We start from the raw sequence: 24,243 nt of genomic DNA on the forward strand, positions 1-24,243 counted from the left end.
TTGACATCTAAATAAAGCTGGCTCTCCAAGTGATGGTTATTTTTAGCGATCAGCCGATGAAATAATAACATCGCTCCATGGAGGCGGTCGGCCATGTGACTGTGAAAGAAACATAGTGTATAACCGAAATTTTTCGGAAAGTATCTAAAAAAGAATGAATGTAGCAATTGGACGCGCAAAGCGATTCAGAAAGGGGAAGTGCTTTTTTGAATACGGTTTGCGCCGATCATTTGGGAGGATCGAAAATGGCGAATGCATACAAGCAGGCAGGAGTAGACATCGAGGCTGGCTATGAGGCAGTCAATAAAATGAAAAAACATGTTCAAAGAACAGTCCGGCAAGGTGTAATGAGCGGGCTTGGAGGCTTTGGAGGAATGTTTGACCTCTCTTCACTCCAACTGAAAGAGCCGGTCCTTGTTTCAGGAACAGACGGTGTGGGAACAAAGCTGATGCTGGCATTTATGATGGATAAGCATGACACAATTGGAATCGATGCTGTGGCAATGTGTGTGAACGACATTGTTGTACAAGGGGCGGAGCCGCTTTATTTCCTTGATTACATAGCGTGCGGCAAGGCGGATCCTGATCGTATTGAGGCAATCGTCAAAGGTGTGGCAGAAGGGTGTAGCCAGGCTGGCGCCGCATTGATCGGCGGCGAAACGGCGGAAATGCCGGGGATGTATAAACAAGATGAGTATGATTTGGCTGGATTTGCGGTTGGAGCGTGCGAGAAAACGAAGCTTATTTCCGGAGCGGATATTGAAGAGGGACATGTCGTGATTGGCTTAGCGTCAAGTGGAATCCACAGCAATGGGTATTCACTTGTGCGGAAAATTTTACTGGAAGACGGCCAAAAAGATTTGGAACAATTTGAAGAACGTTTAGGCTGTACGCTCGGAGACGAACTTCTGACGCCGACCCGGATTTATGTAAAACCGATTTTATCTGTATTGAAGGAGTTCTCCATCAAGGGAATGGCCCATATTACCGGGGGAGGCTTTATCGAGAATTTGCCGCGCATGATGCCTGAAGGGCTTGGTGTTGCAATAGAAAAAGGCGCATGGCCGGTTCCGCCGATTTTCGGTATGCTGCAGGAAGAAGGACAGATACCGGAAACAGATATGTATAACATTTTCAATATGGGAATCGGAATGGCTGTCGTTGTGGAAGCAGATGATGCCGAGGCAGTTATTGCCCATTTTGAAAAATGCGGGGAAAAGGCATATTCCATTGGGCAGGTCGTATCTCAAGAAGGCGTCCAATTATGAAGAAAATAGCGATATTCGCTTCCGGAAGCGGCAGTAATTTTCAACGTATCGTAGAAGCTAGCAGGGAAGGCGTCCTTCAGGCGGAAATAGCGTTGCTTGTGTGTGACAGGCCGTCTGCATATGTAATGGAAAGAGCCAATACAGAAAGGATACCTGTTTTTTCGTTTGCTCCGAAAGAGTACGCCGATAAAGCGGCTTATGAACGGGATATTATGAAAGAGCTGGATGCTAGACACATCGAGTTCATCGTGTTGGCCGGGTATATGCGTTTGATCGGCCAGACATTGCTGGGGGCTTATTCCCATCGAATAGTCAATATCCATCCATCCTTGCTTCCTTCGTTCCCTGGAAAGGATGCCATCGGGCAGGCATTTGACGCTGCCGTAAAAATAACGGGGGTCACTATCCATTATGTGGATGAAGGCATGGACACGGGCCCGATCATTGAACAAGCGGCTGTCGAGTTAAAGCCGGGTGATACGAGGGAAACATTGCAGAACCGTATCCAGGAGACGGAGCATCGTTTATATCCACAGGTTTTGCAACAACTATTTTCATAGAAACGCTTTAATTTGGAGGGGGATTACTTACAATGACAAAACGCGCATTATTAAGTGTTAGTGATAAATCAGGTATTGTGGATTTTGCAAAGCAATTGAAAGAAATCGGCTTTGAGCTTGTTTCAACAGGAGGCACCAAAAAGGCGCTTCAAGATGCAGGTGTCGAGGTAACTGGTATCAGTGATATTACAGGTTTTCCGGAAATTTTGGACGGCAGGGTCAAGACGCTTCATCCGAATGTGCATGGCGCCTTATTGTCAAAACATGGCGATGCGGGCCATAAGCAGCAAATCGAGGAGCACGGGATCGCACCGATTGAATTAGTTTGTGTAAATCTTTATCCTTTCCAGCAAACCATTGCCAAAGAAAATGTGACTGTGGATGATGCGATTGAAAACATCGACATCGGCGGTCCGACAATGCTTCGCTCTGCGGCCAAAAACCATCAATATGTAACTGTAGTAGTTGATCCTCAAGATTACGGCAAGGTGCTGGACGAATATAATGAAAAGGGCCAGACGTCTTTTGACACGAGAAGAGCTTTGGCTGCTAAGGTATTCCGCCATACGGCTTCCTATGACAGCATTATTTCTCAATATATGACTGAACTTGTAGGAGAAGAAAACCCTGAAAGTGTTACTTTTACATATAACCTTAAGCAAAGCCTCCGCTATGGGGAAAACCCCCATCAGCAAGCGGCATTTTATAGCAAGCCGCTCGGTTCCGCCTATTCAATCGCTCAAGCGGAACAACTTCATGGTAAAGAACTTTCCTATAATAATATCAATGATGCAAACGCAGCGCTGCAAATTCTAAAGGAATTCAAGTTGCCTGCTGCTGTTGCGGTTAAGCACAATAATCCGTGTGGAGTAGGGACAGGGACTACTATTTCTGAAGCTTTTGCAAAGGCGTATGAAGCAGATTCCACTTCTATCTTCGGCGGCATTGTGGCATTGAACAAAGAAGTGGATGCGACCACTGCTGAACAACTTCATGAAATCTTCTTGGAAATTGTTATTGCGCCAAGTTATTCGCAGGAAGCGTTGGACATATTGACTGCAAAGAAAAATATCCGCCTGCTGACGATCGATATGGATGGCCATAAAGTGAAGGAAAAAGTATTAGCGTCTGTGGAAGGCGGTTTGCTCGTTCAAGAGGCTGATTCATACACATTGGAAGATGCAACTATTTCCGTTCCGACTAAAAGGGAGCCGACAGAGGAAGAATGGGCAGCCCTGAAATTAGGATGGAGCGTAGTCAAACATGTGAAATCCAATGCCATTGTCGTTACGGACAGCCAAATGACTCTTGGTGTAGGGGCCGGCCAGATGAACCGCGTCGGATCTGCCAAAATTGCGTTGGAGCAAGCAGGAGAAAAAGCAAAAGGAGCAGCAATGGCTTCGGATGCCTTTTTCCCGATGAATGATACAGTTCAAGCAGCAGCTGAAGCGGGCATCACCGCCATCATCCAGCCTGGCGGAAGCATCCGTGATGAAGATTCCATCAAGGAAGCGGATAAGCATGGAATCGCTATGGTATTTACGGGAATCAGACATTTTAAGCATTAATAGAAGGAGGCGTTTAAAGATGAATGTACTAGTTATTGGCCGGGGAGGCCGTGAACATGCAATTGCCCGGAAGTTTTCAGAAAGCAAGCAAGTACAGCACGTATTTGTAGCACCCGGCAATCCCGGGATGAAGGACGTGGCTACTCTAGTGCCGATTATGGAACAGGAACAGGAAAAACTGATCGCGTTTGCCCGCAATAATGGCGTGGAATGGACATTTGTCGGACCTGAAACGCCTCTGTTGGACGGTATCGTCGATGCTTTTGAAGCTGCTGGCTTACGCGCTTTCGGCCCAAGCAGGCGTGCAGCCGAGATTGAGGGCAGCAAAAGCTTCGCCAAAGATTTAATGAAGAAATACGGCATTCCGACAGCTGCATATGAAACATTCTCTTCGTTTGAACAAGCAAAATCCTATGTATTGGAAAATGGGGCGCCTATCGTGATTAAAGCGGATGGCTTGGCTGCCGGAAAAGGGGTAGTCGTAGCAATGTCAGAGGATGAAGCGTTAGCTGCCCTAAGCGATATGCTGTTAAATGAAAAATTCGGCAGTGCTTCAAAGAGTGTTGTGATCGAAGAATTTCTGGAGGGCGAAGAATTTTCGCTGCTGTCATTTGTGAATGGGGAATATGTGTACCCGATGGAAATAGCCCAGGACCATAAAAGAGCTTTCGATGGAGATAAAGGGCCAAACACTGGAGGAATGGGGGCTTATTCGCCAGTGCCTCAAATCAGCGAAGAGATTGTACGTGAAGCCGTTAAATCAATCGTGGAGAAAACGGCTACTGCCATGATTAAAGAAGGGCGCACATTTAAGGGGATTCTTTATGCCGGCCTGATCCTGACTGCACAAGGACCTAAGGTGATAGAATTCAATGCGCGATTCGGCGATCCTGAGACACAAGTCATCCTCCCGAGAATGAAATCGGATTTAATTGATGTGTTGAACGCGGTTGATGCGAAGGGGGAATTTACCATTGAATGGGATAATCAATCTGCATTGGGTGTGGTCATGGCTGCGGAAGGTTATCCGGGAGTGTTTGAAAAAGGGGCGGCCATTACAGGTTTGGATGAGGTGGACCCTTCCGTCCATATCTATCACTCGGGAACATCGATCAATGGTGAAGGCACATCGACCATTCATGGCGGGAGAGTCCTTTTCTTAAGTGCAAAAGCTTCTTCACTTGAGGAAGCTCAGCAGAAGGTTTATCAAGAATTGAAGAAAATTAAGTGTGATTCGTTATATTATCGGAATGATATTGGCTATAGGGCTATTGCAGCGGGAATTCATTAAATAGTGAACAAGCTCCTTCACTTTAAGCGAAGGAGCTTGTTTTTTATCCATCTATGGATCGATATGCCCAAAAAATAGTCCATTCCGGAACGGCAATAAAGCGGACAAGCCTAAAGATGTGGTACACTGTTCCCTAAGAAGGCCCATTGTGGAAAAAACGCCTAAGCCATCACGCTCTTAGTCCAGTTCATTGATTTGCTAATGTGGAGATGTTTTCAGCTTTCTTCCTTTTCGGATGTAAAGTTAGGATGGCGGTACTCAGCCTCGGAGCCAAAATCCATTGAAACGACATCATCCATCATATCGCCGTATAGCTCCTGCCCTTTGTGGAATAGGGCTGTCAGCGGACAGTAGCGGACAATGCCTTCTGCGACCTTCATGGCAGCCATGATGACCAGGATCATATAGGAATCCTTCCAAGGTTTGCGGACGAGTTTGGCTGTCAGCCAAGCCAGCATGGATAATCCGCACGTAATGCGCAATAAAGCATTCATAGTAGATATATTTGGGCGATATTTTAACAAACGTAAAACTCCCTTCACAAAATATTAACTGAAAAGTGAAAAACATTAATGTTTAAAATAACCAAATATGTTAACATTAAGACAAACTTATATTTTAGCGAATTAATGTAGCAAATAAAGAATGAAACTGAAAAGAGGGATGTTCATGCTGGAACAGAGATACAGATGGAAAAACAAACAACTGCGTGAGCATGTTGCTGTTATAGATGGTGATCGGGCACCCGATATTGTGTTGAAGGATGCCACGTATTTGAACCAGGTGCTTAGAAAATGGATGAAGGCCAACATTTGGATCTATGAGGACCGCATAGTCTATGTGGGCTCTAAAATGCCGGATAATATAGAGAACTGTGAGGTTGTGGATTGTACACAGTCCTATTTAGTTCCGGGATATATAGAACCGCACGCCCATCCATTTCAATTATATAATCCCCAGACGTTTTCCCATTATGCGTCATTGAGCGGGACGACTACTCTTATTAATGACAACATGCTGCTCTTTTTGCATTTAGAAAAAAAGAAAGCGTTTTCTTTATTGAAGGAATTCAGAAATAGCCCGGTCAGCATGTACTGGTGGTGCCGTTTTGATCCCCAGACGGAAATCACAGATGAAGAATCTATTTTTTCACACAGTAATATCAAGTCCTGGCTTGAGCATGATGCTGTCCTGCAGGGAGGGGAATTGACCGGCTGGCCGAAATTGTTGGACGGCGACGATTTGATGCTGCATTGGATACAAGAGGCAAAGCGTATGCGCAAGCAGATTGAAGGGCATTTTCCTGGAGCGTCTGAGAAAACATTGGCGAAGCTGATGCTGCTAGGAGCTGATTGCGACCATGAGGCTATGAAAGGCGAAGAAGTCATATCAAGGCTTCTTCAGGGATATATGGTATCTCTCAGATATTCATCCATTCGTCCCGACCTTCCCAAAATCCTGGATGAGCTGCATGAAGCCGGAATTGATCGATATGACCATTTCTTCTTAAATACGGACGGCTCGCCCCCATCCTTTTATGAAAAGGGAATGATGGACCAATTAATCAAAATGTGCATGGATCACCATGTACCCGTAATTGATGCGTACAATATGGCAACTATTAATGTAGCCAAGTATTATAAGGTCGATTATTTGCACGGCAATATCGCCACTGGAAGGGTAGCCAATATCAATTTCCTTGAAAGTCCGGAGAATCCGACGCCTGTGTCTGTTCTGGCAAAAGGCAAATGGATGGTCCGCGATGGGAAAGAAGTTGAATCCGATTATTCCATCAATTGGGATGAATACGGTTTTTCTCCGCTGGAGTTGAATTGGGATCTCACACATGATGATTTGCAGTTTTCCACTCCGTTTGGTGTTGAGATGGTGAATGATGTCATTACAAAGCCTTATTCCATCATAAGGGATATGTCATATGATGAACTGGAATTTGACCATGACGAATGTTATTTCATGTTGATGGACAGAAAGGGAAAATGGAGAAATAATACAATCATCAAAGGGTTCGCCGATCGGTTATGCGGCTTTGCAAGCTCCTATTCAACTACGGGCGACATCATTATCATTGGAAAAAGAAAAGAAGATATGAAGCTGGCGTTCGAGGAACTGAAGAAAATGGGCGGCGGTATTGTCATTACTGAATTCGGCAAGGTCATTTTCCGGATGCCGCTAAGTCTGAAGGGGATCATATCCAACAAGCCGATGCGTGAGCTGATTGAGGAAGAGAAGGAAATGACGGCTTTATTGAAGGAGCGGGGCTACCGTTTTTCAGATCCGGTCTATAGCATGCTTTTCTTTTCATCGACACATTTGCCTTATATCCGCATTACACCAGCGGGAATGTATGATGTCATGAACAAGACAGTACTTTTTCCGACAATAATGCGTTAAAATGGTAAAGTGTTATATAATTGATTAGAGAAGCGGTAAACCTATGAAACGGGGAAAAATGCATGAATGTTAAACTAGTTGCGTGTATATGCTTATCTTCCATCCTGTTGGTTGCTGGATGCGGAAAAGAGGAGGCTTCAAATCCCGAGCAGCCTCCGGCGGCAAGTGATTCTACAGATGCCGGCAAGACGGCGGAAGCCAGCCAAACTTATCCTTTGTCAGGAAAAGTGGTGCAGGGGGATGCGGAACATCGATCTGTTGCCGTCATGATTAATAATCATCCCCGAGCCCGCCCGCAAACAGGGCTTCAACAGGCGGATATGGTATTTGAAATGCTTGCGGAAGGCAATGTTACGCGGTTCTTGGCTATATACCAGAGTGAATTTCCTGAAAAGGTCGGGCCTGTCAGAAGTGCACGCGATTATTTTATCAGGATTGCAAAGGGCATGGACAGCCTGTATGTGTGCCATGGATACAGCCCGGAGGCCAAAAAATTATTGGATGAGCATTATGTTGATTCACTGAACGGGTTATTTTATGATGGTACTCTGTTCAAGCGTGACCAATCAAGGAAAGCACCGCATAATTCTTATATTACATTTGGGAACATCGAAGAAGGAGCCAAAGAAAAACAGGTGGATATGAGCCAAAAGCCAAAAGCTTTGTCTTTCCTAAAGGATCATGAAGTCAGCGCCATACAAGGTGAAGCCGGAAAAAAAGCTTTTATAAGCTATGGTTCCAGCGACTTTGATGTGGTGTATGAGTATGATGAGGCTGAAGGAAGGTATACCCGGTCGACCGGAGGAACTGAGATGGTGGATCGCGGGACAGAAAAACCGGTGATGATGGATAACATTATCATTCTCTCAGCGCCACATGCTGTGTTGGATGATAAAGGGCGCCGCGATATCGATTTTTCAAAAGGCGGGGAAGCCTACTTGCTGCAAAAAGGAAAATGGAATAGAATACAATGGCAGTATGTAAACCAAGCGTTCGTATTCCAAAAAAACGGAGCTCCGGTATCGTTCGTCCCAGGGAAAACATGGGTGAACGTTGTACCTGGCCGGAATGGACTTGATTCCACTGTGCAGCTTGACTGATTATAGGGTGAACTCTACTTCTAGCCAGTTAGCCCGCCAATGTTTCACTTTAATTGTAGAGGAGCAAAAATATGCAAATTGATAAATTAAGAGGAAAAGAGTTAGACCAACTCTTTAATTCGATCCTATCTCTCAAGGATTTAGATGAATGCTACCGTTTCTTTGATGATCTTTGTACAATCAATGAAATACAATCGCTTGCCCAACGGCTTGAAGTAGCTAGAATGCTTCAGGAAGGGAAGACATACCACAAGATTGAAACCGAAACAGGCGCTAGCACCGCGACAATCTCACGCGTTAAGCGCTGCTTGAATTACGGAAACGATGCCTATGCAATGGCTTTACAGCGAATAGAAGAATCCAAATAAAAACGGCAGGGAGATCCTGCTGTTTTTATTTTGTCCAAGGCATTCAAATACATGGATTGAAAATGGGAAAAATTCATCCATCATGATCTGCAAGGAAGATTTTTTTCTTGGAAATCTTAATGCTATAATGGTGGAATGAAACATGAGATTGGGGGAAGATGAATGTATGATTACCGCGAGTGGAGACATGTGTTTAAACTCGATCCTAATAAAGAAATAAACGATTCTGACCTTGAGGCGATATGCGAATCAGGAACAGATGCTGTCATGATTGGCGGTACAGACGGCGTGACACTTGAAGGAGTCCTTGATTTGATGCAGCGCACGCGCCGATACAGCGTTCCTTGTGTGCTGGAGGTATCTTCAGTGGATACGGTCACTCCTGGTTTTGATTTATATTTTATCCCTACAGTGCTAAATAGCAGGAATCCCAAATGGATTGTTCAGCTTCACCAGCAGGCTGTTAAGGAATATGGCGAAATCATGGATTGGGATGAAATCCATGTTGAAGGATATTGCATCATGAATAAACAGTGCAAAGCAGCGGAAGTGACGGATGCAGATGCCGATTTAACGGCAGATGACGTTGTGGCATATGCGCAAATGGCTGAAAGGATGTTCTCTCTGCCGATTTTCTATCTGGAGTACAGCGGCGCTTATGGTGATCCGCAAATGGCTAAGAAGGTAAAAGAAGGGCTGGAAAAGACCATTTTCTTTTACGGTGGCGGTATTACAGATGCCCAAAAGGCTGAAGAAATGGGTAAATATGCAGATGTAATTATTGTAGGAAATGTCATTTACGAGAATATGCAAGAAGCATTGAAAACGGTAAAAGCTGTAAAAGGATAATTAATGCTTATATAGACCTCTTCTTGAAGGTTCAATGTAGTATAATGAAGGAACAAATGTTCTTATTGGTGGTGGAATAATGGAAAATCGTGCAGACCAGCTCGTGAAAGGGCTGAATCCTGAACAAAGGAAAGCCGTACAGGCAACAGAGGGGCCATTATTGATCATGGCAGGTGCAGGAAGCGGAAAGACAAGAGTGCTGACCCATCGCATTGCCTATTTAATGGTAGAAAAGGATGTAGCTCCATGGAATATCCTGGCCATTACGTTTACAAATAAAGCAGCGCGTGAAATGAAGGAGAGAATCGGGAAAATATTGGGGCCCGATGCCGAAAATATATGGATCTCGACCTTTCACTCGATGTGTGTCCGTATCCTAAGAAGAGATATAGACCGGATTGGCTATAGCCGGACATTCTCCATACTGGATACGACCGATCAACAGTCCGTCATTAAGCAGATTTTGAAGGATTTGAATCTTGATCCGAAGAAATATGATTACCGAGCGTTGCTAGGAGCCATTTCTTCAGCTAAAAACGAACTGATCAATAGTGAAGAATATGAAAAAACAGCTGCTGATTATTTTACGAAAATTGTCAGCGATGTATATAAGGAATACGAAAGAAGATTGCGCAAGAACCAGGCATTGGACTTTGATGACCTGATTATGAAAACTATTCTTTTGTTTGAACGGGTACCGGAAGTATTGGGCTATTATCAGCGCAAATTCCAGTATATCCATGTGGATGAGTATCAGGATACAAACAGGGCGCAATATATGCTCGTTAAGATGCTCGCTGAACGATTCAAAAATCTATGCGTCGTCGGTGACTCCGATCAATCTATTTATCGTTGGCGTGGAGCGGATATAGCTAATATTCTATCGTTTGAGAAGGATTATCCGAATGCGCAAGTCATAATGCTTGAACAGAATTACCGTTCAACAAAACGGATCCTTCAGGCTGCGAATGAAGTTATATCCAATAACAGCAACCGCAAGCCGAAGAAATTATGGACCGAGAATCTTGAAGGCAATAAGATTCTTTATTATAACGCGGATAATGAGCAGGCCGAAGCCGCATTCGTTGTAGGGAAAATTCTTGAACTAATGAAGAATGACCATAAGAAATTAAGCGATGTGGCCATCCTCTACCGAACCAATGCACAATCGCGTGTAATGGAGGATTATTTGCTTAAATCGAACCTACCGTACAGCATTGTGGGCGGTGTAAAGTTCTATGACAGAAAAGAGATTAAAGATATCCTTGCTTATTTACGCTTAATATCCAATCCTCACGATGATATCTCTCTTCGACGTGTCATCAATGTGCCTAAACGGGGAATCGGCTCGACGTCACTGGATAAAATAGCTGATTTTGCCCAAATGCAGGATACGTCTATGTTCGATGCACTGCAAAATATTGACTTGATCGGCTTGAGCCCGAAAATCCGCAAAGCAGCTCTGGAATTTTCTGAACTTATTTCGGGATATACCAATATGCAGGAGTTCCTATCCGTCACTGAATTAGTGGAGGAGGTCCTCGAAAAAACAGGATACAGAGAAATGCTTAAGGCAGAGAAATCGATTGAATCGCAAAGCAGGCTTGAAAACTTGGACGAGTTCCTATCCGTTACGCAAAACTTTGAAAAAGCTAGTGAAGACGATAAGAGCCTCGTGGCGTTTTTAACAGATTTAGCGTTAGTTGCCGATATCGATCAACTCGATAAAGACGAAACCCCTCAGGATGGCGTCACATTAATGACGCTTCACTCTGCAAAAGGGCTTGAATTTCCTGTTGTCTTCCTGCTTGGAATGGAAGAAGGGGTATTCCCGCATAGCCGCTCTTTAATGGAAGAGGATGAAATGGAAGAAGAACGCCGATTGGCTTATGTGGGCATTACACGGGCTGAACAGGAATTATTCCTGACGAACTCGCAGATGCGCACCTTATTCGGCCGTACCAATTGTAATCCAGTTTCGCGGTTCATCGCTGAGATCCCCGAAGACCTGTTAATCGATCTGCGCGCAGAAGAAAGAATGAAACGGGCTGTATCGGCCAGAGCATCTGCCGGTTCAGGGCAATCCTCATTCTCTTCACGCAGGGCAGCTGTTACAGCGCGCCCTGTAAAGGCCCCAGTCAATTCAGGTGGAGGAGATATTGCCTGGACTGTCGGGGACAAGGTACAGCATAAGAAGTGGGGCGTCGGCACAGTGGTGAGCGTGAAGGGAGATAGCGATAAGAAGGAGCTGGACATCGCCTTCCCAAGCCCTGTCGGCATCAAGCGCTTGCTGGCTGCTTTTGCTCCAATTGAAAAAGTATAAATCTGAAAGGAATAACACTATGGATGCTATAACTGCCAAAAAACGGGCAAAGGAATTGCAAACGATATTGAATCAATATAATTATGAATATCATGTATTGGATAATCCTTCTGTTCCGGATTCCGAGTATGATATGCGATTGAAAGAATTGATTTCCATAGAAGAACAATATCCCGAACTGAAGACCCCAGATTCGCCGACTGTACGTGTCGGCGGGGCTGTTCTTGATGCATTCCACAAAGTGGAGCACCGGACGCCGATGCTCAGTTTGGGAAATGCATTCAACGAAGAGGATTTATTGGATTTCGACCGCAGAGTCCGGCAAGGGATCGGCGATTCTTTTACCTATATGTGCGAATTGAAGATTGATGGACTAGCCGTGTCCCTTTTGTATGAGGAAGGCTTATTCACCCGCGGGGCAACTCGTGGGGATGGCTATATCGGCGAAGATATCACAGCTAACCTGAAGACAATCAAATCAATCCCCCTGAAAATAAACAAGCCCCTCACATTCGAAGTGCGCGGGGAAGCCTATATGCCGAAAAAATCGTTCAATGATTTAAACGCCATCCGTTTGGAAAAAGAGGAAGAGCCATTTGCCAATCCGCGCAATGCGGCTGCGGGCTCCCTGCGCCAATTGGATCCACGGATTGCGGCAAAACGGAATTTGTCTGTATTCCTTTATAGTTTGGCGAATCTTGGGGGTACAGGAGTTACGTCTCAGAGTGAGGGCCTCGATCTCCTGGATGACCTTGGATTTAAGACAAATAAAGAACGCCGTACATGCGCAAATATCCAGGAAGTGCTGGAGTATGTGAACAGCTGGACGGAGAAGCGGCCGGACCTTCCTTATGAAATTGATGGCATCGTCATAAAAGTCAATTCTTTGGACCAGCAGGAGGAGCTCGGATATACGGCGAAAAGTCCACGCTGGGCGATTGCCTATAAATTCCCTGCAGAAGAAGTGGTTACACAGCTGCTTGACATTGAATTGAGTGTAGGACGGACAGGGGTCATTACACCTACTGCCATCCTTTCGCCTGTCAAAGTGGCGGGCACAACGGTCAGCAGAGCCTCCTTGCATAATGAGGATTTAATCCGCGAGAAGGATATACACCTGTATGATTATGTCGTCGTGAAAAAAGCAGGCGATATCATTCCTGAAGTTGTGAATGTACTGGTGGATAGAAGAACGGATGAACAGAAGGAGTTCAAGATGCCGACCCATTGCCCTGCATGCGACAGTGAGCTTGTCCGATTGGAGGGTGAAGTCGCGCTGCGCTGCATCAATCCAAAGTGCCCGGCACAAATCCGTGAGGGACTGATTCATTTTGTGTCCCGCAATGCCATGAATATAGACGGCATGGGTGAAAAAGTAATCACCCAGCTTTTCCATGAAAACCTAATTTTAGATGTAGCGGATATATATAAATTGACTTATGAGCAATTGATCGGGCTGGAACGGATGGGTGAGAAGTCTGTCCAAAAATTGCTGGATGCGATCGAGGCATCTAAAGCCAATTCGCTTGAGCGTCTTTTATTCGGCCTTGGTATTCGCCATGTAGGCTCGAAAGCGGCTAAAACATTGGCGCAGCAGTTCGGGACGATGGATGCCCTAGCAAAGGCTGGGTATGAGGAATTGACGAATATTAATGAAATTGGCGATAAAATGGCCGATTCTGTCGTCACATTCTTTGAACAGCCTGAAGTGGATGAGCTGATACATGAATTGAAGGCTGCCGGCGTCAATATGGCGTATAACGGACCTAAGCCTGTAACTGTAGAAGAAAGTGATTCAATTTTTGCTGGTAAAACAGTTGTGTTAACTGGTAAGCTAGAACTGCTTACACGCAATGAAGCAAAAGAGAAGCTGGAGGCTTTGGGTGCGAAGGTGTCCGGAAGTGTCAGCAAAAAGACAAGTTTGGTTATTGCTGGAGCAGATGCGGGCTCGAAGCTTAGCAAAGCAGAAGAGCTGGGCGTTGAAGTATGGGATGAGGAGAAACTGGTAGCAGAACTAAACAAATAAGAGGTGTAAAGAATGAAGAAAATCTCGTTAATAGGGATTGCGTTACTGCTTCTCCTATCGGGATGTGCCCCTAAGTATGAAAACCAAGAGGATGTGCAGAAGTCAAAGAATGACGATGGCAAGGCTGTCATTCCTAAATTTAAAATCTCTGATGAATATTACTCTATCGTATCTCCAAAATCGAAGCCGAGTAATGCGCGGGGCCAAGTAGTCTCGAACTTGAATGGCCGATATGATGTGAACGAAATGGAATTGGGGCTTATGAGAATTGCCCGAGAAAACTTTTCAACCAAGGATTATGTGTATAACGAAGGCCAGCATTTAACGGCGAAAACTGTTAATCAGTGGCTTCAGCGTAAATATACGAATGAACAATTCAAGGCAATGATGAAAAAGGATAACTCCTTGAAGGAATCGGACAACCTTGGATTAAATCCTATCGATCCAGGCAAAGGGGATATTGGCAAGCGCAATGAAGAAAATCCGTTGTATCTGGCTCATATACTGGAACAAGATTATTTATTGAAGAAATCTAAAGATACCTATACTCTGGGCGGTGTTGTGATTGGATTGGCGCTTAATTCCACTTATTATTACCAAAAAGTAGACTATGGTGCCGTATATGAAGTCAAAATCGATCATGACGAAATGGAAAGAGAAGGCAAGAAGATTGCTGAGGAGGTACTTACAAGGCTTCGCGGCATGGATAAGCTGAAAAATGTCCCGATTACGATCGCTTTATATGAGCAAGCAGAAAAATCATCTGTCGTGCCGGGCAATTTCATCTCTTATACTCACGTAAAAGAAGGAAACAGCTCTATTTCGGACTGGAAAAAGGTGAAAGAAAAATATTACTTATTCCCTTCTGATGAAGTGAATGAAAAACATCGCGATGATAATAAAATGTTCCTGAACTTTAAGCAGGAAGTCGAGAAATACTATCCGAATTTCAATGGTGTCATTGGCCGCGGCTATTACATTGATGACCAATTGCAAAAAATGAATATCGACATTCCTATTCAATTCTATGGGAAAGCTGAAGCGATTGGCTTTACGCAATTTGTGACATCAAAAGTCATGGAATATTTCCCCGATTACCTGAATGTCCAGGTTTCTATAACGAGTGTAAATGGACCTGAATCTTTAATCGTCCGCAATACAGATGATAAGGAACCATTTGTCCATATTTATGAATAAGATGAAAAGGAAGGTCCCTGCAAAATTGCAGGGTTTTTCTTTTTGCCTTTCTAGAAAAATAACTTCAGATAAAGCTGTTGACTTTGCCCTAAGGGTAAACTCTATACTCAAGATATCAAATCACAGGCGCAGGTGAATGAGATGTTTTCAATAGGAACTTTTTCAAAAATCAATAAAATCACAACAAAAACGTTAAGGCACTATGATGAATTGGGTCTTCTTAAGCCCGATTATGTGGACGATATGACCGGCTATCGATTCTATACATCACAACAGCTGCCAAAGCTGCATCAAATACTTGCCTTAAAGAGGATGGGCCTATCCTTAAAGCAAATTAAAGACGCTCTTCAGCATCCGGAAGCAATTGATTCCTATTTGCAAGTGAAAGAGCAGGAAGTTGTTCAACACATAAAATCTGAAGAAGAGAAGCTGGTGCAAATCCGCAGCTATCTCCAGCTTATGAAAGGGGAAATCAACATGTACAATCCGATTATTAAAGAACTTCCAGAAGTCATTGTGGCTTCCATGAGAAGGATCATCCCAAATTATGAAGCTTTTAATGAGTTGTTTCCAAATGTGATGGGGAAGGAAATGAAACGATTGGGATGCGTGTGCGCTGTTCCTGAATATTGCTTTACCATCTATCATGATGGCGAGTATCGTGACACTAATATTGATGTCGAAATGTGCGAGGCTGTTACAGAAATGAAAGAGGATACAGATATTCTGTCCTTTAAAGTGATGGAAAAAGTGCCGGAAGCCCTTTGCATTCTTCATAAAGGACCGTATTCAACCATCGGAGCAACATATTCCTTTGCATTCAGATGGGCAGAGGAGAATCAATACGAAATATGCGGAAATCCCCGTGAATCTTATATAGACGGCATATGGAATAAAGGCAACGAGCAGGAGTGGCTGACGGAAGTACAAATACCGATTGCAAAAAAGGCATAGTGATTGTTGGATGGCCTCCTTTTTCTAGGAGGCCGTTTTCCATTATAGAGAATCGGCAAAAGGATTTGCTGCCATGAGACTCGTTCAGGATTCCGGCAATGTTAGGAAGGAACTGCGTAAAAAAATGAAAACGTAACCATGAATGAAGTGGAGTTGTTTGTACACTTTTGAAAATTCAGTTAGAATGAGGATGGAATACAAATACATACTCATTTGGGAGGGAACAAATTTGGTACAAGCTTATAAACATGAGCCGTTAACTAATTTTGCGCAAAACAACAATAATGAGGCTTATCTTGAAGGTTTACAGACAGTCAAAGGATATTTAGGGAAAAGCTACGATTTATTGATTGGTGGGGAACGCATCCATACAGAAGACCAGATCGTTTCTTACAATCCTGCTGATAAAAGTGAAGTAGTCGGTAGAGTATCTAAGGCGAACAAGGACCTAGCTGAAAAAGCTATGCAAGCTGCTGTTGAAGCTTTCGGTACGTGGAGAAAATCCAAGCCTGAATCACGTGCGGACATTTTATTCCGTGCTGCTGCCATCATGCGACGACGCAAGCATGAGTTGTCTGCATTGATGACAAAAGAAGCGGGTAAGCCTTGGGTTGAGGCGGATGCAGATACTGCAGAAGCAATCGACTTCTTAGAGTATTATGCCCGCCAAATGATCGGCATGAAAGACGGAGTGCCTGTACAAAGCCGTCCTGATGAATTCAATAAATACAATTATATTCCATTAGGTGTCGGCATCATTATTTCACCTTGGAATTTCCCGTTGGCTATTATGGCTGGAACAACAGTTGCCGCCATCGTAACAGGGAATACAGTTTTATTGAAACCGGCATCCACAACGCCTATCATTGCAGCTAAATTTGTGGAAATCATGGAAGAAGCAGGACTTCCTGCAGGCGTACTGAACTTTGTTCCAGGCAGCGGAGCTGAAGTCGGCGATTACCTAGTCGACCATCCACAAACGCGCTTTATTTCCTTCACAGGTTCCCGTGATGTTGGTACGCGTATTTTTGAACGCGCTTCAAAAGTACAGCCGGGCCAAAAATGGCTGAAACGCGTCATTGCTGAAATGGGCGGTAAGGATACAATCGTCGTTGATTCTGAAGCGGATCTTGAATTGGCTGCACAAAGCATTGTTAAGTCAGCATTCGGTTTCTCAGGGCAAAAATGCTCTGCTTGTTCACGCGCAGTCATCGTAGAAGACGTGTATGACCAAGTATTGGACCGTGCTGTTGAATTAACAAAAGAATTAACGGTGGGAAATCCTGAAGAACAAGCAACTTCAATGGGTCCTGTCATTGACGGCTCTGCATTCAAAAAGATTATGGAGTATGTTGAGATTGGCAAAAAAGAAGGAAGAATCATGACCGGAGGAGAAGGCGATGATTCCAAAGGATTCTTCATCCAACCAACGATTGTTGCAGATGTAGATCCACAGGCTCGTTTGATGCAGGAAGAAATTTTCGGACCTGTAGTGGCCTTCTCAAAAGCAAAAGACTTTAATGAAGCAATTGAAATTGCCAATAATACAGAATATGGTTTGACAGGTGCTGTCCTTTCCACGAACCGTGCACACCTAGAACAGGCACAGGAAGACTTTATGGTCGGCAACCTATATCTAAACAGAGGTTGCACAGGTGCAATTGTCGGCTATCAACCATTTGGTGGCTTCAACATGTCAGGTACAGACTCTAAAGCGGGCGGCCCTGATTACTTGACTCTTCATATGCAAGCCAGAACAACAACTGAAGCGTATTAAGAGATAAGATAAAATCGCAGCCCATTGCTCCATTAAAAAGAGCAATGGGCTTTTTTAATGGAGAAAAGAGAGATGGTCTTGCATGGCTAAATACATATGTGTAACAATAACAGTACAAATGTGCATTTGAAGGGCTGAATATAATGGACTCTGAAAAAAGTAGAAAAATGGTTGAAGCAGCAAAGCTTTATTATCAAATGGATTTCAGCCAAATGGAAGTAGCCAAGAAATTAGGTGTTTCAAGGCCTACTGTCTCGAGGTTGCTGCAGCAGGCGAAGGAAGAAGGAATCGTTGAAATAAAGATTATGGATCCTTCCGAAAATTGCCGTATGCTTGGTACTGAACTGGAAGAAAAATTAGGATTGAAAAAAGCGATTGTCGTCTCCGTGCCGATGTATGAAGAAAATATCCTTAAACAGGCAATCGGCAAAATAGCTGCCGATTATGTGAGCAGTATTGTCAAGGACGAAGATGTAATCGGTGTCACTTGGGGAACAACCATGTATCAAGTGGCGACCCATCTAGAACATAAATCAGTGCGTGATGTGAAGATTGTCCAGCTCAAGGGAGGGGTTAGCCATTCCCAAAAAAAGACCTATGCTTCGGAAACCCTGCACCTGTTTGAAAAAGCATTCGATGCAACCTTGTATCAGCTTCCTCTGCCTGCAATCGTCGACCATGTCGTGGTGAAACAGGCTATAGAAGCAGACCGTCATATCCGCCGATTGCTTACGATTGGCAAAGAAGCAAATATAGCTATATATACAGTAGGCGTTCCACAAACGGATTCTCTGCTTTTTCAACTGGGTTATTTCACGGATAAAGATGAAAAAGTGATTTCTGAGCATGCTGTCGGAGATATTGCTTCACGCTTTTTTGATAAAGATGGACATATATGCAACGCCGAACTGAATGCGAGAACAATCGGGATTGAATTGGATGATCTGAAAAAAAAGGAACAATCCATTCTTGTTGCAGGAGGTTTGAAAAAGGTAGACGGTATTTGGGGTGCAGTTAAGGCAAAACTATGCAACGTATTGATTACGGATACGTATACGGCAAAGATCCTTCTAAATAAAGAAGAATCCACACAATAAACGCATGGCGGCTATATAGGCTGCCATGCGTTTTTTGTTTAGGGCATAATAAATCCCAAGAATTGTTGGTCCCTTTTTCATCATCTAGCTGCTGGAGCCATCACCTCGAGGTCTTAATAAGGAGGAGGCAAAAGGGAATCTTAGTTGATAAGGAACGTGAAGAAGTAGATGTTGATAAAACTTTTTACATAAGTTCATTTTATGTTTTACAAATGTTCCTTAACCTGCTATAGTGAAGGAGTAAAACCAAACCAATTCAATATATGAGGGTATAGCTATCTTTGATTGTTACCGTTTTCTTAACCTGAAGATGAAATAAATGCCAAATTTGCATTTTAAAGAGTAGGGAAGTTAGATTACGATTCATTTTCGTAAGATAAACTTGTTTGTAAGCCTTCTCAAGGTTGTGCAAATTGTAAAGTATGCTAGTTACAAATTGTTTCATTGGACCTATCTTGCTTTATAGTTGTATGACTTCTGACCTCTTATTTTTACTTTTTGTGGAAGATGCCCGCATGTTCGTATACATCATCGATAACAGGTGAAAAATAGGATCAGCAGAAACAAGGCGAATGAAAGACCATCCCTTATAGAAAAGATCTGCCTTAATGGCGGATACATACTGGATTTGTTTGGGTCGTCACCGGTCATTTTCCGTGGCATCACAAGACTTAATAGTAGAAATGGAGAAGATAGAATGGATAAGCATGCATTGGTTAATGAAGCCATTAAAGCTAGAGAAAGTGCATATACACCCTATTCCAAATTCAATGTGGGCGCAGCTCTCTTGTCAGGAAATGATCGCGTCTTTCTGGGATGCAATATTGAAAATGCATCGTATGGTTTGACGAATTGTGCCGAACGGACAGCTATTTTTAAAGCGGTTTCCGAAAGGGAAACGGAAATGAGAGCTATTGCAATTGTGGCAGATACAGAAGGCCCCGTTTCACCATGCGGTGCCTGCAGACAGGTCATAGCCGAATTTGCAAATGATGATACAAAGATCTATCTGGCTAATCTAAACGGCGATATTCATGAAACAACCATTGAAGAATTGCTGCCAGGCTATTTCTCGTCGGTTGATATGGAACGAGGTTAATGCCTGTAAGCATTATAAAATCCACTAACAGCTGTCTAAGGCATCGATAGCTGTTGTGATATAGAAGACATACATTATGGAGGAACTTATGAGATATCTAATATCATTTTGTGGTTTGCTGCTTGTGTTTGGTCTAGCACTTTTAGTCAGCAAAAACAAAAAAGAAATCAAATATAAAAATATTATCTTGATGGTTATCATCCAATTTATCTTGGCTGCGTTGCTTTTGAACACAAAGTTCGGTTATATCCTTATTAAAGGAGTCGCAACAGTATTCGATCATTTGCTTTCTTATGCAAGTGCGGGTGTATCCTTCGTCTTCGGAGGGCTGGCCAATAAGGGAGAGTCGCCATTTTTCCTTGACGTATTATTGCCGATCGTCTTCATTTCAGTTCTGATCGGTATCCTGCAGCATTTCAAAATCCTTCCTTTCTTTATGAAATGGGTAGGCTGGCTGTTAAGTAAAGTGAACGGCATGGGTAAATTGGAGTCGTATAATGCCGTGGCTTCTGCAATGGTTGGACAATCAGAAGTATTCATTACTGTAAAAAAACAATTGGACAAGCTTACGCCACAACGGATGTACACATTATGTGCTTCAGCCATGTCCACTGTCTCCATGTCCATCGTCGGTGCATACATGACAATGATTGAACCTAAATATGTCGTAACTGCTATTGTGTTGAACTTGTTCGGCGGTTTCATCATCGTTTCAATCATCAATCCATACAAAGTGGACGAAAAGGAAGACATCCTTACAATTGAAGAAGATGGAGGAAAACAATCATTCTTCCAAATGCTTGGTGAATATATCATGGACGGTTTCAAGGTTGCCATTATTGTCGGCGCCATGCTGATCGGATTCGTTGCGTTAATGGATATGATCAATTCCTTGTTCGATATGATTTTTGGCATATCCTTCCAGCAAATCCTTGGCTACATTTTTGCGCCAATTGCATTCTTGATGGGTGTGCCTTGGGGTGACGCTGTTTCTGCCGGCGGCATCATGGCAACTAAACTGGTTACAAATGAGTTTGTTGCGATGGTCAGCCTTGGAGACATCGCCAAATCGGTTAGTGCCCATACTCTAGGCATTATTTCAGTATTCCTCGTTTCTTTTGCAAACTTCTCATCTATCGGTATCATTGCCGGCGCTGTTAAAGGTTTGAGTGAGAAACAAGGGAATGTAGTTGCCCGTTTCGGCTTGAAATTGCTATACGGAGCTACGCTTGTAAGTATTTTGACAGCTACGATTGTTGGTTTTGTCATCTAAATAGACAGAAGAAAAGAAGCAGTTACCTATTATAAGGCGCTATAACTGCTTCTTTCTTGATTCCCCCGATAACCATACGGGGCAGTTACATCAGGAGGTTAACATGTATGGCCAATGTAGGCATATTGCTATCGGGCGCGGTTCTGTTCCTTAACGGTTTAATGCTAAAAGGGAAAGCGGAAGCGAAGAGCGTAGCTATTTTTAATTTTTTTGTAGGGATTCTTCAAATTATTATCCCATTCTATCTCATTATGGTTTCAGACCAAAGCACCTGGACTATTTATGGGTATACGGCAACATTCCTGTTCGGGCTGACATTTTTATATGTTTCATTCACTTTTTATAAAGGGATGGATGGGAGCGGCCTAGGCTGGTTTGCTGCATGGGTTGCGATGATTGCCATTTTTTATACAGTCGTGTCAGCTGTCCATTTCCATGACTACGTATCAGCGCTGACTTGGCTTATGTGGTCGTTTCTATGGTATTTGTTTTACGTATTGAATATTTTAAAGAAACCGGTTGAAGAGTATGTCGGAAATGTAGCATTGGTACAATCGTTCGTGACATTGACATTTCCGGCAATCTTTACATTGATGGGAATGTGGGATGATGTATTGATACAGCGAATCTGGCTGGTCGTGTTGGCGGCATCGATTTTATATTTCATTAAAGGAGCCGTCGGACTAAGGGCACTCCAGCAAAAACGTCCTGCTTCATCGTGAGTTAATCAAACAAAAACGTTATGTTTTTACAAAAGTTCAAATAACGTTTTACGTTTGTTCAAAAAACTGATATAGTGGAGTAGTGAAGAACGCTGAAGGATACCGATCTTTCCCTCTATTCCATTTTTTCGTCGGAATCAAGAGGAGAGAATAACAAGCCTTCGGCGAGTATACAATAACGTTATTGTTTAATGGAAAGATGCCTGCGGCCCATTGTTCCGTATGGCGCATAATAGATCAACAAGTCTTAGAATACATGAACACACATAAGTGAAAAAGAGGAGTTGGGTTACAATGAGAATGGTAGATTTAATCGAGAAAAAACGCGATGGCGGCGAATTAACAAAAGAAGAAATCAACTTCATGATCGAAGGGTATACAGATGGTTCAATTCCTGATTACCAAATGTCTTCTTTCTTAATGTCCGTATTCTTTAAGGGTATGACACCTGAAGAAACAGCTAATATGACGATGGCAATGGTTGAATCAGGCGATCAAATTGACCTTTCAGCTATTGAAGGCATTAAGGTTGATAAGCACAGCACTGGCGGTGTTGGCGATACGACAACAATCGTACTTGCTCCCCTTGTGGCAGCTGTAGGTGTTCCGGTTGCGAAGCTTTCCGGACGCGGACTTGGCCATACCGGCGGAACAGTCGATAAATTCGAATCCATCCCTGGCTTCCACTCTGAAATCGAAGCAGACCAATTCATCAAACAAGTGAACGAAGTAAAAGTCGCTGTAACAGGGCCAACGGGCAACCTGACTCCTGCAGATAAAAAAATCTACGGTTTGAGAGACGTAACAGCAACTGTGAACTCTATTCCATTAATGGCAAGCTCTATTATGAGCAAAAAAATCGCATCCGGTTCAGATGCTATTGTCCTGGATGTTAAAGTCGGTGCGGGCGCATTCATGAAGGATGTAGAAAGTGCTAAAGAACTTGCCCATGCGATGGTTGAAATCGGCAAGAACGTCGGCCGTGACACAATGGCCGTTATTTCTGATATGGATCAACCGCTTGGATTTGCGATCGGTAATGCTCTTGAAGTAAAAGAAGCAATCGATACTCTGCGAGGAGAAGGGCCAAAAGACTTGGAAGACCTATGCTTAACTTTGGGAAGCAAAATGGTTGTCCTTGCTAAGCATGCAGAAACAGTTGAGGAAGCGCGCAAAATGCTGGAAGACGTAATTGCAAATGGAAAAGCGCTTGAGAAATTCAAGGAATTCGTTACAGCCCAAGGCGGAGACGCATCTGTCATCGATGATCCTTCCAAATTAGCTGCAGCCAAATATGAAATCCCAGTTATGGCGAAGGAAGATGGATATGTAGCTGAAATCGAAGCAGACAGCATCGGTACAGCAGCAATGATCCTTGGTGCAGGGCGCGCAACAAAAGAATCCATTGTCGACCTGGCAGTTGGTTTAATGCTTCATAAGAAAATCGGCGATGAAGTGAAAAAAGGCGACACAATCGTCACGATCCACAGCAATCGCGAAAATGTAGAAGATGTAATGGAACGCATTTACGAGTCATACAGAATTTCCCCTACAAAAGTAGCGGACCCTGTCCTTGTCCATGCTGAAATTCATTAATTCATATAATGTTTAACAGCCAACCCAATGGCTTTGGCTCATTATCATTAAAAGTAGACGGAGGAATGTAAAAATGAATAAAGAACAAATCGCACGTATGATCGACCACACTCTATTAAAGGCGGATGCTAGCCGTGAAGCTGTCATCAAACTGGCAAATGAAGCGAAGGAGCACCGTTTCGCGTCAGTATGTGTAAACCCTGCACAAGTTGCGACTGCATATGAAGTATTGAAAGATACTCCAGATGTGAAGGTATGTACAGTTATCGGGTTCCCATTAGGGGCTTCTACTTCTGAGACAAAGGCATTCGAAACGAAAGATGCCATTGAAAAGGGTGCAACCGAAGTGGACATGGTTATTAACATCGGAGCACTTAAGGATAAGAATGATGAGCTTGTATTGAATGATATCAAGGCAGTCGTTGATGCGGCGAAAGGTAAAGCATTGACTAAAGTGATCATTGAAACATGCTTATTGACTGACGAAGAAAAAGTGCGTGCTTGCGAGCTTTCCGTTAAAGCCGGCGCAGATTTCGTCAAGACATCCACTGGCTTCTCTACTGGCGGAGCAACAGTTGCAGACATCGCTTTGATGCGCAAAACAGTTGGTCCTGATGTAGGCGTTAAAGCTTCAGGCGGAGTCCGCAGCCTTGCTGACGTGGAAGCATTGGTTGAAGCAGGTGCAACACGTATCGGAGCAAGTTCTGGCATCGCTATTGTGAATGGACAACAATCAAACTCAGCCTATTAATGTATATTGAAC

20 protein-coding genes are annotated in these 24,243 nt (G+C 43.5%); 19 read left to right on the forward strand and 1 reads right to left on the reverse strand.

Annotated features, from left to right (window positions below; translation table 11 throughout):
* The first annotated feature begins 245 nt into the window (after window positions 1–245).
* From purM to purD, 4 genes are read left to right on the forward strand one after another with little or no spacing between them, the layout of a single operon-like run.
* A complete protein-coding gene (gene purM / locus ABC357_RS22770; RefSeq protein WP_412889789.1) occupies window positions 246–1,268 on the forward strand; it encodes a phosphoribosylformylglycinamidine cyclo-ligase in 1,023 nt (340 codons plus the stop codon).
* The gene (purN, locus tag ABC357_RS22775; RefSeq protein WP_412889790.1) at window positions 1,265–1,828 is read left to right on the forward strand and encodes a phosphoribosylglycinamide formyltransferase; all 564 of its coding nucleotides are present in this window, start codon (window positions 1,265–1,267) and stop codon (window positions 1,826–1,828) included. The genes purM and purN overlap by 4 nt, the downstream gene beginning before the upstream one ends.
* 32 nt (window positions 1,829–1,860) lie before the next feature.
* Window positions 1,861–3,396 (forward strand): bifunctional phosphoribosylaminoimidazolecarboxamide formyltransferase/IMP cyclohydrolase, encoded by a 1,536-nt coding sequence (gene purH, locus ABC357_RS22780; protein WP_412889791.1) that lies wholly within the window; start codon window positions 1,861–1,863, stop codon window positions 3,394–3,396.
* Window positions 3,397–3,415: 19 nt separating this feature from the next.
* The gene (gene purD, locus ABC357_RS22785; RefSeq protein ID WP_412889792.1) at window positions 3,416–4,687 is read left to right on the forward strand and encodes a phosphoribosylamine--glycine ligase; all 1,272 of its coding nucleotides are present in this window, start codon (window positions 3,416–3,418) and stop codon (window positions 4,685–4,687) included.
* Window positions 4,688–4,902: 215 nt separating this feature from the next.
* Here the strand turns inward: purD and ABC357_RS22790 are convergent, their stop codons facing one another.
* Complete coding sequence (locus tag ABC357_RS22790) at window positions 4,903–5,211, reverse strand: YgaP family membrane protein (protein ID WP_412889793.1); 309 nt, start codon at window positions 5,209–5,211, stop codon at window positions 4,903–4,905.
* A gap of 145 nt (window positions 5,212–5,356) precedes the next feature.
* On the opposite strand from ABC357_RS22790, the gene ABC357_RS22795 reads away from it, so the two are divergent.
* From ABC357_RS22795 to deoC, 15 genes are all read left to right on the forward strand, one after another.
* Complete coding sequence (locus tag ABC357_RS22795) at window positions 5,357–7,099, forward strand: adenine deaminase C-terminal domain-containing protein (protein WP_412889794.1); 1,743 nt, start codon at window positions 5,357–5,359, stop codon at window positions 7,097–7,099.
* A 62-nt stretch (window positions 7,100–7,161) separates the two neighbouring features.
* The gene (locus ABC357_RS22800; protein WP_412889795.1) at window positions 7,162–8,199 is read left to right on the forward strand and encodes a DUF3048 domain-containing protein; all 1,038 of its coding nucleotides are present in this window, start codon (window positions 7,162–7,164) and stop codon (window positions 8,197–8,199) included.
* Window positions 8,200–8,270: 71 nt separating this feature from the next.
* Window positions 8,271–8,567 carry a YerC/YecD family TrpR-related protein gene (locus ABC357_RS22805; protein ID WP_412889796.1) on the forward strand — a complete coding sequence of 99 codons (297 nt, stop codon included), beginning with the start codon at window positions 8,271–8,273 and terminating at the stop codon, window positions 8,565–8,567.
* A gap of 162 nt (window positions 8,568–8,729) precedes the next feature.
* Complete coding sequence (gene pcrB, locus ABC357_RS22810) at window positions 8,730–9,416, forward strand: heptaprenylglyceryl phosphate synthase (protein WP_412889797.1); 687 nt, start codon at window positions 8,730–8,732, stop codon at window positions 9,414–9,416.
* Between the two features lie 79 nt (window positions 9,417–9,495).
* On the forward strand, window positions 9,496–11,739 hold the full coding sequence (gene pcrA / locus ABC357_RS22815) for a DNA helicase PcrA (RefSeq protein WP_412889798.1): 2,244 nt from the start codon (window positions 9,496–9,498) through the stop codon (window positions 11,737–11,739).
* Between the two features lie 19 nt (window positions 11,740–11,758).
* Window positions 11,759–13,765, forward strand: coding sequence for an NAD-dependent DNA ligase LigA (ligA, locus tag ABC357_RS22820; RefSeq protein ID WP_412889799.1), 2,007 nt, complete (start codon window positions 11,759–11,761; stop codon window positions 13,763–13,765).
* A 12-nt stretch (window positions 13,766–13,777) separates the two neighbouring features.
* Window positions 13,778–14,962 carry a CamS family sex pheromone protein gene (locus ABC357_RS22825; RefSeq protein ID WP_412889800.1) on the forward strand — a complete coding sequence of 395 codons (1,185 nt, stop codon included), beginning with the start codon at window positions 13,778–13,780 and terminating at the stop codon, window positions 14,960–14,962.
* 141 nt (window positions 14,963–15,103) lie between these two features.
* A complete protein-coding gene (locus tag ABC357_RS22830; protein ID WP_412889801.1) occupies window positions 15,104–15,916 on the forward strand; it encodes a MerR family transcriptional regulator in 813 nt (270 codons plus the stop codon).
* 229 nt (window positions 15,917–16,145) lie between these two features.
* Window positions 16,146–17,693 (forward strand): L-glutamate gamma-semialdehyde dehydrogenase, encoded by a 1,548-nt coding sequence (pruA, locus tag ABC357_RS22835; RefSeq protein ID WP_412889802.1) that lies wholly within the window; start codon window positions 16,146–16,148, stop codon window positions 17,691–17,693.
* Window positions 17,694–17,836: 143 nt separating this feature from the next.
* Window positions 17,837–18,790 carry a DNA-binding transcriptional repressor DeoR gene (deoR, locus tag ABC357_RS22840; protein WP_412889803.1) on the forward strand — a complete coding sequence of 318 codons (954 nt, stop codon included), beginning with the start codon at window positions 17,837–17,839 and terminating at the stop codon, window positions 18,788–18,790.
* Window positions 18,791–19,451: 661 nt separating this feature from the next.
* Window positions 19,452–19,889: a cytidine deaminase gene (locus tag ABC357_RS22845; protein ID WP_487247129.1), complete on the forward strand. Its 438-nt coding sequence runs from the start codon at window positions 19,452–19,454 to the stop codon at window positions 19,887–19,889.
* A gap of 88 nt (window positions 19,890–19,977) precedes the next feature.
* Window positions 19,978–21,162, forward strand: coding sequence for a NupC/NupG family nucleoside CNT transporter (locus ABC357_RS22850; protein ID WP_412889805.1), 1,185 nt, complete (start codon window positions 19,978–19,980; stop codon window positions 21,160–21,162).
* 107 nt (window positions 21,163–21,269) lie between these two features.
* Window positions 21,270–21,884 carry an AmiS/UreI family transporter gene (locus tag ABC357_RS22855; protein WP_412889806.1) on the forward strand — a complete coding sequence of 205 codons (615 nt, stop codon included), beginning with the start codon at window positions 21,270–21,272 and terminating at the stop codon, window positions 21,882–21,884.
* A 294-nt stretch (window positions 21,885–22,178) separates the two neighbouring features.
* Window positions 22,179–23,480, forward strand: coding sequence for a pyrimidine-nucleoside phosphorylase (locus ABC357_RS22860; protein WP_412889807.1), 1,302 nt, complete (start codon window positions 22,179–22,181; stop codon window positions 23,478–23,480).
* Between the two features lie 73 nt (window positions 23,481–23,553).
* Window positions 23,554–24,231, forward strand: coding sequence for a deoxyribose-phosphate aldolase (gene deoC / locus ABC357_RS22865; RefSeq protein WP_412889808.1), 678 nt, complete (start codon window positions 23,554–23,556; stop codon window positions 24,229–24,231).
* Window positions 24,232–24,243: the final 12 nt, after the last annotated feature.

The sequence above is a fragment of the Bacillus kalamii genome, assembly GCF_047238185.1.
Lineage (GTDB): Bacteria > Bacillota > Bacilli > Bacillales > DSM-1321 > Bacillus_AD.